General features: G+C 68.7%; 8 protein-coding genes and 1 pseudogene. 7 read left to right on the top strand and 2 right to left on the bottom strand.

What is annotated here, in order from left to right:
• The first annotated feature begins 132 nt into the window (after nt 1–132).
• The 5 genes and pseudogenes from IPK27_06220 (at nt 133) to IPK27_06200 (ending at nt 7,078) form a co-directional block, all read left to right on the top strand.
• Nucleotides 133–3,435, top strand: a complete 3,303-nt coding sequence (locus IPK27_06220) for a hypothetical protein (GenBank protein ID MBK8067217.1) — start codon at nt 133–135, stop codon at nt 3,433–3,435.
• A 152-nt stretch (nt 3,436–3,587) separates the two neighbouring features.
• Nucleotides 3,588–3,917 (top strand): hypothetical protein, encoded by a 330-nt coding sequence (locus IPK27_06215; GenBank protein ID MBK8067216.1) that lies wholly within the window; start codon nt 3,588–3,590, stop codon nt 3,915–3,917.
• 96 nt (nt 3,918–4,013) lie between these two features.
• The gene (locus tag IPK27_06210) at nt 4,014–5,861 is read left to right on the top strand and encodes a GGDEF domain-containing protein (protein ID MBK8067215.1); all 1,848 of its coding nucleotides are present in this window, start codon (nt 4,014–4,016) and stop codon (nt 5,859–5,861) included.
• A gap of 102 nt (nt 5,862–5,963) precedes the next feature.
• Nucleotides 5,964–6,305, top strand: a pseudogene (locus tag IPK27_06205) (serine hydrolase).
• Nucleotides 6,306–6,316: 11 nt separating this feature from the next.
• Entirely contained in the window at nt 6,317–7,078 is a 762-nt protein-coding gene (locus IPK27_06200) for a beta-lactamase family protein (protein MBK8067214.1), read from the top strand.
• Nucleotides 7,079–7,142: 64 nt separating this feature from the next.
• Here the strand turns inward: IPK27_06200 and IPK27_06195 are convergent, their stop codons facing one another.
• Together IPK27_06195 and IPK27_06190 are read right to left on the bottom strand one after the other, a co-directional pair.
• Nucleotides 7,143–9,290: an FAD-dependent oxidoreductase gene (locus IPK27_06195; GenBank protein ID MBK8067213.1), complete on the bottom strand. Its 2,148-nt coding sequence runs from the start codon at nt 9,288–9,290 to the stop codon at nt 7,143–7,145.
• A gap of 98 nt (nt 9,291–9,388) precedes the next feature.
• Nucleotides 9,389–10,324: a hypothetical protein gene (locus IPK27_06190; protein ID MBK8067212.1), complete on the bottom strand. Its 936-nt coding sequence runs from the start codon at nt 10,322–10,324 to the stop codon at nt 9,389–9,391.
• A 508-nt stretch (nt 10,325–10,832) separates the two neighbouring features.
• On the opposite strand from IPK27_06190, the gene IPK27_06185 reads away from it, so the two are divergent.
• Both IPK27_06185 and tdh read left to right on the top strand, forming a co-directional pair.
• The gene (locus IPK27_06185) at nt 10,833–11,513 is read left to right on the top strand and encodes a two pore domain potassium channel family protein (protein ID MBK8067211.1); all 681 of its coding nucleotides are present in this window, start codon (nt 10,833–10,835) and stop codon (nt 11,511–11,513) included.
• Nucleotides 11,514–11,732: 219 nt separating this feature from the next.
• Complete coding sequence (gene tdh / locus IPK27_06180) at nt 11,733–12,755, top strand: L-threonine 3-dehydrogenase (protein MBK8067210.1); 1,023 nt, start codon at nt 11,733–11,735, stop codon at nt 12,753–12,755.
• Nucleotides 12,756–12,810: the final 55 nt, after the last annotated feature.

Genomic DNA, 12,810 nt, shown 5'->3' with positions numbered 1-12,810 from the left:
GGCGCCGCCAGTCCGGCAACCGTCGGTTCATCCCTCCGACGATCTGTGATCGAATGCAACATCCCTTGCCGACCAACCCTGACCTTGAATCGCGCCCTGTTCCCCGTTCTCGCTTCACGCCTGCTTGCGCCGGTGTCCTGCCTCCTTGCGCTGGGCTGCACCGTCCTGGGGTCTGCATTGAGCACTCCCGCGCACGCCTGGGACAGCGTGGACCCGGTGATCCTCGGCGACTCGCCGCCAGCGATCGCGCGCCAGGTTGCGGTGGCGGGCGACGGCAGCTACTGGCTGGTCGCCGGGCACCAGGACGAGCTCACCAGCATCGACCACTACGCCACGGATGGCCGGCTGCTCTCGCGCCAATTCATGCCCGAAAGGGAGGAATGGGTGGACAGCGTCGCGGTTCCGACGCTGCATCCGCAGGCCGACGGGACGCTGCTCGGTACCGGTTTCTTCTGCGATATCTGGCGGTTCTCCGCCAGCGACGGCCTGCGCTTCCGCAGCAACGACCTGTACCCTTCCGGTTCAAGCTATTGCGACAGCCACGCGCCGACGCCTGCCGGCGCAACCTGGCTCGCGCAGACAGACCTGCTTTCCGGGCGGGTGGACTTGCGTCGCCGGGACGCGGCAGGACGCGACCTTGGCATCGTCCAGCCTGCACTTGCGGACTTCGTCGGCACCTCGACGGTGCTCGCCGTTCCCGGCAGCGAATCGGTGACCATCGCCGGGTACGCCAGCAGCGACAACCCACGCCTCGCGCGGGTGCTGGAGGTCAGGGTCGACGGCGGCTTGGCGCGCCAGTGGGCATCGCCGTCCGACTGGGAGCGCGTGGAGATCGAACAACTCGCCCGCACGGCGAGCGGCGCGATCATCGCGGTGGGCGACTCGTCTTCCACGCCCGGCATCTGGCTGGGCTTGATCGACACCAGCGGCAATTCGCAGTGGCGCCAGATCGACCAGGAGTTCGACGGGGTCAAGTCGGACGGGTTGCTGGTGTCCGACGCCGGCTGGACCGTGGTCGCCGGATCCGGCTGGCAGGACGTCGGGGACGGCTTGCTGCTGCTCGATTCCGGTTTCGCCCTGCGCGGGCGCTACCGGCTGCGCGACCAGCTGCGTTGCATTTCGGGAGCACGCGCCTGCGGCGTGTCGGTCGCCGCTGACGGCCACATGCAGCTGATCGTGCGCGACGAGTCGAATCCGGACGCGCCCTTGCGCCTGCTCACGCTGTCGGCCAGCGGCACGCCCGTCGAGGAGCGTACGCTGAGCCTTGCCCGGGCCGACGAGATCGATGCCCTGCCGGGCGGTGGTTGGCTGCTGCGCAGCAACGGCGCAGCGTACCGGGTCGATGGCAACGGCGCGATTGCGGCCCTGCCGATCACTCGCGGCGCACCTTCGCAGTCATCGAACCTGCTCGGCGAGTACCCCCTCCAGGGCGAGCGCTACGCCGGCTTCGCCAGCGGCGAGGATCACCTGTTCGCGCGCATGGATGAGCACGGACAGGTGCTGTGGCAGCGCAAGCTGGAAGCCGCGGCAGATCGCGACCTGGCCTGGTCCGCGCAGGCGGTGCAGCTCGTCGGCGCCCTGGTCTGTGTTTTCGATGAGCGCCCGGCATGGGAACGGCCACCGCTGCGCTGCCTCGACCGGACCACCGGCGAGACGCGATTCGAACACGTTTTCCCGAGGGAGTTTCCAGCGGCATGGGGCGGCTACGCCAATGGCGAGCTTGCGCTGCTGGATCGCGATGCCGCGGGCACGCTGTTCCTGCGCAAGCTGGACCCCGCGACCGGCCGGGAACAGCCACCCGTCGCGCTCCCCGCATTCTCGGTCACCAGTGCAATCCCGCGCCTGCGCAGCGATCTCTTGCGCGGCGAGTCGATCGTGGTGGTGGGCAGCGTGGCGCCGGGCGGAGGAGTCGTGGCGGCATGGCTAGGCGCCAGCGATGCGCAGGCGCGTGTCCGCAATCTGCCGGCCAATCCCGAAGAATTCTGGCCACTCGACGGGCGCATCTTCCGCGTCGAATCCAGCGGAATCGACTCCGTGACTCGTGCCCTCGACCTGCGCGTGCTCGACATCGGCACCGGCGGCGAGGTGCTGGCAGGCAGGCTCGGCATCGGTTCCAACTTCGTGGAGTGGACCTTGCACCAGACACTCTCCGGCCAACGCCTGATGCTGGCCTTGGGCAACCTCGCCGCCGCCGCCGGGAGCACGTTCATGGCCGCGCGCCTGGTGGCTCTGCCATTGGACGGCCAGCGGATCGACTGGCAACAGGACCTGGCACTGGACATCGATCAGCTGTCCGATGTCGCCGTGGTGCCCGCGCGTGGCGCTGTGCTGCTGACCAGCCGCGCCACCGGCGCACTGCAGTTGCAACTTTTCGACGAGGCCACCGGCGCACCGATCGAGCAACGCACCCTGCCCTGCGGCGGCAGCCAGTGCTGGACGCGGCCGCACAGCCTGGCCGCACCGGCCAACGACTACCGCGTGCTGGCGAGTGTCTATACCCAGCCCGCGGGGCGCCGGCTGGATGCGCTGCACGTCGACCTCCGCGATGCCGCCGATCTTCCGCCCGGCCAGCTGGGCATCACGGGCACCTGGTATGCACCGGCGACCAGCGGCGAAGGCCTGGTCCTGACCTGGCTGCCCGAATCGCGCACGCTGTTCGCGCCCTGGTTCACCTTCGCCAGCGGGGGTGCGCTGCACGACCAGTCCGCGGCGCGCTGGTACTCGCTGCAGGGCACGACCAGCCCCGATTCGCCATCGGTGCAGCTGCAGATCCTGCGCAACCGCGGCGGCCGGTTTGCGCTGCCGCCGGTTACCGAGGCGGAGACGGTGGGCACGGCGCAATTGCGATGGCGCGACTGCGAAAACGCGACCCTGAGCTATCACTTCAGCGCCGGCATCGAGCGGGGCCGCGTCGGCAGCATGCCGCTGGTGCGCCTGGGCCCGCGCGTGCGCGGCTGTCGCGATGCGGGCGGAACAGCGCAACCGCCCGCCCTGGCGGCGCCGGACGCGGGCGGATTCAGCATCCGCCAGTCAGGGGCGTGGTTCGATCCGGCGAGTTCCGGCCAGGGGCTGATGCTGGAAGTGGTCCCGACGGACAGCGCCCAGCCCGGGCTGCTGTTCGCCGCCTGGTTCAGCTACGACCCGATGAGCCCACCCAACGACGCCGACGCACAGGACTGGCTGGTACTGCAGGGCACATTGGCCGATGCCCGCGACGGCACGGTCAGCCTGCCTATCCTGCGTGTGATCGGCGGCGAACTCGACCATGCCGCGACCAGCAACCTGTTTCCGATCGGGCACGCCGAGTTCCGTTTCCAGGGCTGCGACCGGCTCCGCGTCGACTACCGCTTCGATCAGGGCGAACTGGCGGCAGAACATGCGGGGCGTGGCGGAGTCCTCGAGTTGCAGCGCATCGGCGGCTGCGGCGCGGAGTGAATGGCGTCGGCGATCGACTCTCGCGCGTCACGCGGGCTTGCTCGCCCGCTTGGCAGCCGGCCATGTGCGGGATTAGCCTTGGTGCAACCCGGACCATCGACCCGGGCATCGGGGGAAATATGCTTCGCCATCGTCTCGCAGCTGCGGCTTCCTTGATCTTCCTGGCCATTGGGGCCGCCCAGGCAGGCAACCTGACCTTCCAGTTCCGCAGCAATCACGAATACTCGGTGGCGATCGAGTTCACCTCGCAGGACCGCAACCACCAGTGGCCCGGCAACGGCAAGGCCTACAAGATCGCGGACTACAAGGTCCACAGTTACAAGCTCAGCTGCCAGAACGGCGAAACCATCTGCTACGGCGCCTGGCTGGAAGGCGACTCGACCCAGTACTGGGGCGTGGGCATGGACAACGAGAACTACTGCACCGACTGCTGCTATGTCTGCGACGGCTCGCGGGTGCAACTGATCAACCTGAACGAGTAGCCCGACGCGAGCGGGGACGCGCCGGGCGCGGCGCGTCTCCATGGCTTCTCCACAGTGCTGTGGACAATGGAACCCGACCGCCGACGGGATGCTTCCATGCGTCGATTCTCCACCGCGTTGTGCCTGGCCCTGCTGGCGACGATCGCGCGCGCCCACGACGATCCAGCGGCACTGATCGCGGCCGCGGAGGCGCTGCCAGCGGAGCGCAGCGCGCAGGCCAGCGAACTCTACGACCGCGCACTCGCCGGGCTCGACCCGGCACGCGATGGTGCCCGGTGGTTGCATGCGGCGTCAGGCAAGTGCTGGCTGATCGTGCACGCGCAACCTGCGGCTGCGCTGGAACTCAGGGACCGCGCGGCCACCCTGTCCGGCACTCTGGGCGATACCCTGGACTGGCACCAGTTGGGTGTGTGTGCCGGCTATGCGCACCAGCGCCTGGAGCAACCGGAGGCGGCTCTCACTGCCTTCAATGCCGGCGTCGCGGCCGCACTGACCGCCAATGACCTGGAACTGCTGTCGCGCGCCCGCGTGCTGCGCGGCGAACTGCATTACGAACGCGGCGCCTGGAGCGACGCATTGGCCGATCTCAAGGCCGCCTTCGACGCCAGCGAGACGCTCGGCGACGCCACTGGGCGCACCTATGCGCTGACCGCGATCGCGAACCTCTATGGCAGCGCTGGCGAGCACGCCAAGGCACTCGACTACTACCAGCAAACCCTCGCGCTGGCCCGCGAGACCGGACGCCGCGACAACGAAGCCACCGCGCTGTACAACTTAGGCGTGACCCAGGACAAGCTCGGGAACCCCGCGGCAGCGCTCGAGCACTATCGCGCGGCACTGGCGGTCCAGCGGGCCGCGGGGCTCGCCGGGGAGATTCCGGACAGCCTGCGCTCGATGGCCATCAGCCTGATCAAGCTGGATCGCGCGGGTGAGGCGCTCGGCTTGCTCGACGAGGCCGGCGCATTGCCCGCCGTGCGTGACGACCCCGGCATGGTCGCGGCCCTCAAGCTGACCCGAGGCGCTGCGTTGCGCACACTCGGGCGGCCCGGTGAAGCCCTTCCCCTGCTCGACTCGGCGCGCGACTGGTTCGCCGCCACGCAGGCCGCACCCTTCCTGGAGAAGATCGAGGACGAGCGCGCGCGCGTGCTCAAGGCGCTCGGCCGGCCGGCCGAGGCGCTGGCCGCGCGCGAACGTCAGATCGAGATCAAGGACGGCCTGCACCAGGCCTGGCGAGCGGAGCAGACCGCACGCCTGCGGGTGGAGTTCGACACCGATCGCTTCGAGCAGCAGAACATCGCGCTGGCCACCGAGAACGCCTTGCGCGCCGCGGCGCTGCGCGATGCCGAACGCATCCGCACGCTGCAGAGCGGGGTGATCGCCAGCGCCGGCCTGACCCTGCTGGCGCTCATCGGCCTGATCCTGCTGCAAGTGCGGCATGCGCGCCGGTTGCGCCGCATCGCCCTGACCGATGAGCTGACCGGGTTGCCGAACCGGCGCGCCACGCTCGACTACGCCCGCCGCCAGGTCGAGCGGCGCGCGCGCGAGCGCACGCCGGTCAGCGTGGTCGCCCTCGACATCGATCACTTCAAGCGGATCAACGACAGCTTCGGACACGATGCCGGCGATGTGGTCCTGCGGCGCGTCGCGGCCGCGCTCAGGCATTTCGACCGCGGTCTGGTCGGTCGCGTCGGCGGCGAGGAGTTCCTGGCTGTCCTGCCCGACTGCGACCGCAGCCGCAGCGCGCAGGTGGCCGAAACGGTGCGCAGGATCATCGAGGACATCGACCTCAGCGATGTCGACCCGTCCCTCCGCGTGAGTTCCTCCTTTGGCATTGCCGAGGTCGAAGCCGGCCAGGGATGGGAAGCGGCAGCGCGGCGCGCCGACGAGGCGCTGTACCGCGCCAAGCATGCGGGACGCAACCGGGTGGAGGTCTGCGCCGACTGAGACGGGGCGCTGCGACCTTTCGAAACGCTGAGGCATCCTCTGAGCGGGCAGGTCCCCGGCCGGACCCTCGCTCGCCGAACACACCGCCCCGGAGTCCGTCCCATGAGAACTGTCTGGCGCCACGTCGGCGCATTCCTTGCAGCCTGGCTGGCCTGCGCTCCGCTGCATACCGCAACACCGGAGCGCGCGGACCTGGTGACTGCGCTCGATGCGCGCATGGCGAAGGCGGTCGCCGACGGCTTCAACGGCAGCGTGCTCATCGCCGATGGGGCTCAGATCGTGTTCGAGCGCCAATACGGCATCACCGATCCGGGCGATCCGTTGCCGATCACGCCAGAGACCGCCTTCAACCTCGCGTCCAGCGGCAAGCTCTACACCGTGGTCGCGGTGATGCAACTGGTGCAGCAAGGCAAGCTCGACCTGGACGCGCCAGTTGGCCGCTACCGGACTGGCCGGTGGCCGCGGTGCGTGACCGGGTCACGGCGCGGCAACTGCTGCTGCACACCTCAGGGCTGGGCTCATTCTGGGGCGAGGAGTTCAATGCGAAGCGCGCGCAACTGCAGACGTTGCGCGACTACCTGCCATTGCTCGACCAGGAGCCCGAATTCGAACCCGGCAGCCAATGGGGATACAGCAACAGCGGCTTCATGCTGCTCGGGCTGCTGGTGGAGGCCATCAGCGGCGTCGACTTCTACGACTATGTTCAGGTGCATGTGTTCGACACCGCGGGTATGCGCGGTGCTGGCTATTTCGCAATCGACGGGAAAGCCAACGGCGTCGCCGTGCCCTACGTCATCGAGGACGACTCCTTTTCGCGCTTGCCGATGCCGGAGCCGCGCGGCGGCCCCGCCGGCGGCGGCTACGCGCAGCCGCGCGACTGGCTGGCCTTCCACCGCGCGCTGACCAGCGGCCAGTTGCTCGACGCCAAGGCGCTCGACCTGCTGTTCGCGCCGGTGCAACTTCCACCCGGCACCCGCGCACCGCCGCATGGCCTGGGCATCCTGCGCTGGGACGTTGGCGATGATGTCGCCTACGGCCATCCGGGCGGCGCCCCAGGGGTGGCGGTCGACTTCCGCGCCACGCGCCGCTCCGGCTGGGCCATTGTGCTGATGAGCAATCGCGACCGCGCGCCGCTGATGCCGCTGACGTCGGAACTGGCAGCAATCATCGCGGGGCATGGTGGGCCGGACCTGCGCCCGCCCATGCCGAAGCGATGAACGGCACCTTCGGCACGCGAACCCGGGAGCTGCTGGCCCGCCATCGCCCAGAGCAAGCCGCCCTTCAACCGCCGCCGCGGCGCCAGGCATGGAAGCGCTCCAGCCAGCGCAACGCGCCGGCCGGCGCATGCGCGCGAGCCCAGTTGCCGGCGGCGTATTTGTTGGCTTCCATCATCGTCGGATAGCTGTGGATGGTGCCCAGGATCTTGCGCAGGCCCAGGCCATGGCGCATCGCCAGCACGAACTCAGCCAACAGGTCGCCGGCGTGCGCGCCGACGATGCAGGCACCCAGGATGGTGTCCTTGCCGGGCACGGTCAGCACCTTGACGTAGCCTTCGTCGTGCCCGTCGGCGATCGCGCGGTCGAGGTCGTCCAGCCCGTAACGGGTGACCTCGTAAGCGATGCCCTGGGCGGTCGCCTCGGTCTCCGAGAGCCCTACCCGCGCTACTTCCGGATCGGTGAAGGTGCACCACGGGATCACGCGGTAATCGACCTTGAAGGTCCAGAAGGGGCCGAACAGCGCGTTCACCGCGGCATACCAGGCCTGGTGCGCGGCCACATGGGTGAACTGGAAGGGCCCGGTCACATCGCCGCAGACCAGGATGTTCGGCAGGCTGGTACGCATCAGCGCATCGGCCTCGACCGTGCCGTATGCGCCGACGCGCACGCCGAGTTCCTCGAGGCCGAAGCCGCTGACATTCGCGGTGCGCCCGAGCGCCAGCAGCAGGCGGTCGAACTCGATCGCGCGCTCGGCGCCGCCCTGGCGCACGATCAGCCGGCCGCCCTCGCCCACCCGTTCCACGCGCAGCGCTTCGGCGCCGAGCGCCAGTTCGATGCCCTCGTGCGTCAGCGCCGCGCGCACCGCCTCGCTGGCATCCGGGTCTTCCTTCGGCAACAGGCGCGCGTTGCGCTGGACGATGGTGACCGCGCAGCCCAGCCGCGCGAAGCACTGGCCCAGTTCGCAGCCGATCGGCCCGCCGCCGAGCACCACGAGGCGCCGCGGCTGGACGCGCAGACTCCACACGCTGTCCGAGCTCAGGTAATCGATGGTCTCCAAACCCGGCAGCGCGGGCACGGTGGGCCGCGCACCGGTGGCGATGACGATGTTGCGCGCGGTGATCCGGCGCCCGGCCACCTCGATGGTCCAGGGATCGACCAGCCGCGCGTCGCCAGCGATGCAATCGACCCCGAGGCCGGTGTAGCGCGCCACCGAATCGTGCGGCTCCACCTTGGCGATCACCTGCTGCACGCGCTCCATCGCGGCGGCAAAGTCGAAATCCGCATGCATCGCGCGCACCCCGAAGCGCTCGGCGCGGCGCGCATCCGCGAGCAGGCGCGCGGTGCGGATCAGGGCCTTGCTCGGCACGCAGCCGGTGTTGAGGCAGTCGCCGCCCATGCGGTGGCGCTCGATCAGCGCGACCTTCGCCTTGACCGCGGCGCCGATGTAGCTGGTGACCAGACCCGCCGAGCCAGCGCCGATCGCGACCAGGTTGTAGTCGAACTTCGGCGGGCGGCGGAAGCCGGCATACACCCTCCGCGCACGCAGTGCGTCGAGGATCTTCTTGGTGATCAGCGGCAGCACGCCGAGCAGGGCGAAGGCCGCCAGCAGGCCCGGCGACAGCAGGCCGCGCAGCGAGCTGAGCTGGCCGATTTCGGTGCCGGCGTAGACGAACACGGCGGTGGCCGGGAGCATGCCGAGCTGGCTGACCCAGAAATAGGTGAGCGTCGGCAGCCGCGTCAGGCCCATCGCCAGGTTGACCAGGAAAAACGGGAAGGCCGGGACCAGGCGCAGCGCGAACAGATAGAAGGCACCCTCGCGCGCGAGGCCCTCGTCGATGGCCTTCAGCCGCGGCCCGAAGCGCGCCTGCACCGCATCGCGCAACAGATACCGCGCCAGCAGCATCGCCAGGGTAGCGCCCAGCGTGCTCGCGAATGACACCAGCAGCAGCCCGGTGGCGAAACCGAACAGCGCACCACCGGCCAGGGTCAGCAGCGCCGCCGCCGGTAGCGACAGCGCGGTGACCAGCACATAGGCCAGGAAGTAGATCGCCGCGCTCGCCAGCGGGTGCGCGGCGATGCCCGCCGCGAGTGCACTGCGCTGCGCGCGCAATTCGTCCAGCGTCAGCCTGTGGTGCAAATCGAGCGCGAAGAAGGCGACGATCGCCGCGGCGATCAGCGCCAGCAGCAGCCAGCGGCGGGTGGATGCGGACATCGGCAGCGGTTCCGTGGCGGGCGATGCCGGATCAGACCGGCGGCGCCCCGATCATCTCGCAAACCGTGTTGCGCAGGTGTACTCCGCGCGGCGCCCGGTCAACGCTCGAAGCCGCCGTTGGCGATCACATCGGCACTTGCACCCGGGATCCCCAGGCTTTCCAGGCGCGCGCGACGGGCATCCGCCCCCTTGCTTTCACCCACCACCAGCGCTTCCCAGGAGCCGTACATCGGATTCGGCAGCACGATCCAGCGGGTGCCCAGCCAGCTCACTCGCTTCTCGACCGCCGCATCGCGCTTCTCGCGATCCGCGTCCGGCACGTCGATGAAATCGTAGAGATTGTCGCCGGCCAGCATCACGATGCGGTGGGTCTTCGCAATCTCGGCGCGGCGCGGACCTTTTTCCTTCCACCCGCGGCTGGCGTCGCGGAACAGGAAGGTCGTGGTGTCGGCGGTGTTGGGAAAGCCGAACTGCGCCAGGTTGCGCCGCGTCGGCCCCACCTCGTCCTTGAGCTCGGGAACGCTGGGCACACCCTCACGGTTGGAGACGTAGAACACGGTCACGCCCTTGCTGGCCGCGTACTTGAGAAAGTCCAGCGCGCCCGGCAGCGGCGGCGCATTCGCCCGCTGGACGTATTCGTTCCAGTCCTTCTTCGAGAAGGGATGGCCGTTGCGCAGGCGCTCGACCATGTAGTCCGAGGTGTCGAGCACCGTTTCGTCGACATCCACGATCACTGCCGGTGGCAGCTGCGCAAAGTTGCCAGTCTGTTCGACCGCCGCCGTCCAGGTCGGATCCGCCAGCGCCAGGTCGAGCGAGCGCTTCGCCATGCCATAGGCCTGCAGGTACAGCGCCTCGGCCTCGGTCGAGGTGCGCGACCAGACGATCGCGCCCAGGCCATCGAGCTCGTAGTTGTCGACCGGCCGCGACGCCTCGACGACCGGCGCTGCGGGCGTCGGCACGACCGGCGCTCGCGAGGTCGCGCACGCGGCGAGCATCAGCGATCCGGCCAGGATCAGGATGCGGGATGGTTGCATCGGGTCACTCCGCCACTGCAAAGCGCGCAAGGCTAGCGGTTTCAGCGTGGCAGTGGTGTTGCGATGGTGTTGCCGCGACGGATGCGGTTGTGGGCTGTGGGCGGCGAAGCCCGCACGCCGCAGGTCTGTGGGTCCTGGACGCCCCTGCGAATGCTCATATTCGCGCATCGAACTGGAGGGCGCGAGGGCACGAGGCCACGAAGGCACGCAAGAGCCGGTTCGGTGCGAAGGAGCGCCTTTGCGTGCCCTCGTGCCCTCTTGCCCTCGTGCCCTCCGAATTTGTCATCTCCAAATCAATGCCTTGCGACACGTTCGGCGGTAGCCGACCCTGTTGGCGATCTTCTGCTCGCGGGCGCCGGCAAGCGAGATCGCGGCTGAAGCCCCACAAGCTGTCGCCGCGCCGGGCTCTTGCCCGCAACCGGCAAGATCCGTCGCTTCCACCTGCGTACCGTAAGGCGCCAAGTGGCAGACTGCACACCTTCGCCATCGCGCGCCTGCCATTGCCCGCATGTCCCGCCTGCTGCCCTCGCTGCCGCGCTTGAAACCTTCGGTGGGCCTGTTGCTGGTGCTCGCACTGACGCTGGTGCTGTACCCCTTTGCCGACGACAACCGCGGCCTGCGCACACTGGCGCAGTTGCTGGACATCGCGGTGGTGCTGAGCGTGATGCGGGTGCTGCGGGTGCACGAACTGTGGTTGCGCAGCGGCTGGGCGATCTCCATCCCGTTGGTGCTGCTGCAGCTGCTGCACCTGGTGTTCCCGAATTGGTCCGCAGTGCAGTTGCCGATGCTGGTAGCGCAGATCGCCTTCCACGCCTACGCGGTCATGCTGCTGCTCGGATACGTGCTGCGCGACGACGTGGTCACGATCGATGAGCTATATGCGCTGGCCTGCATCTACGTGCTGCTCGCACTGCTGTGGGCCAGCGCCTACGCGATCCTCGTGCACTACGACCCAGCAGCGATCTTCATCAACCCGAGCAATGACGCGGACGGCCGCACTGGCTGGTCGGACCTGGTCTACTACAGCATGACCACATTGACATCGACGGGCTACGGCGAGATCACCCCGGTGACGCCCGCGGCTCGCGCGATGGCGATGCTGCAGCAGGTGGTCGGCGTGCTGTTCGTGGCGATCCTGATCGCGCGCCTGACCGGGATGGCGCGCAATCGCCGTGGAGAATCCGCATGAATCCCCGGGCTCGAAGGCTGCGCCCGCTGGCCTGCGCCGGCAGGTAGCCGCTGCGCGAGGTGGTCGACGGCACGCCCGCCCTCGGGCGGTCCCGGTCGCAGCCTGCCGCGACGCGCTGTAGTCCTTGAGCACCCGCCGGCAGACGACGCCACGCGCACGGCCTCAGCCTATACTTTTCCGCCCTCCCTTCCTGCCCGAGGTTCCGCCATGTCGCAGACAATGAAAGCCCTGGTCAAGCGCGAGGCCACCAAGGGCATCTGGATGGAGCAGGTGCCGCTGCCCGAGATCGGGCCCAACGATGTGCTGGTCAAGCTGGAGAAGACCGCGATCTGCGGCACCGATCTGCACATCTACAAATGGGACGAGTGGAGCCAGCGCACGATCAAGCCGGGCCTGGTGATCGGCCATGAGTTCGTCGGGCGCATCGTCGACATGGGCCCGGGCGTGCGCGGCTACCAGCTCGGCCAGCGCGTCTCGGCCGAAGGCCATATCGTCTGCGGCTACTGCCGCAACTGCCGCGCCGGCAAGCAGCACCTGTGCCCGCATACGGTCGGCATCGGCGTGAACCGCCACGGCGCGTTCGCCGAGTACATCTCGATGCCGGCCTCCAACCTGTGGCCGATCCCGGACCAGATCCCCTCCGAGCTGGCCGCGTTCTTCGATCCCTATGGCAACGCCGCGCACTGCGCGCTGGAGTTCGACGTGATCGGCGAGGACGTGCTGATCACCGGCGCCGGCCCGATCGGCATCATCGCCGCCGGCATCTGCAAGCACGTGGGCGCGCGCAACGTGGTGGTCACCGACGTCAATGACTACCGCCTGAAACTGGCGGCCGACATGGGTGCCACCCGCGTGGTCAATGTCTCCAAGCAGTCGGTCAAGGAAGTCATGAGCGATCTGCACATGGAGGGATTCGACGTCGGCCTGGAGATGAGCGGCAACCAGCGCGCCTTCCAGGACATGCTCGACTGCATGTACCACGGCGGCAAGATCGCGCTGCTCGGCATCCTGCCCAAGGGCGCCGGCATCGACTGGGACAAGGTGATCTTCAAGGGGCTCACGCTGCACGGCATCTATGGCCGGCGGATGTACGAGACCTGGTACAAGATGACCCAGATGGTGCTGACCGGATTCCCGCTGCAGAAAGTACTGACCCACCAGATCCACATCGACGATTTCCAGCGCGGTTTCGACCTGATGGAAGCGGGCACCTGCGGCAAGGTGGTGTGCAGCTGGAACTGAGAGGCGCAGGACCGATACGTAGCACTCCGCAATACCCGACGCTCGCCAGGATGTC

The organism is Rhodanobacteraceae bacterium, assembly GCA_016713135.1.
GTDB lineage: Bacteria > Pseudomonadota > Gammaproteobacteria > Xanthomonadales > SZUA-5 > JADKFD01.
The sequence above is the reverse complement of the archived record's forward strand: the minus strand, read 5'-3'. Positions and strand labels throughout refer to the sequence as shown.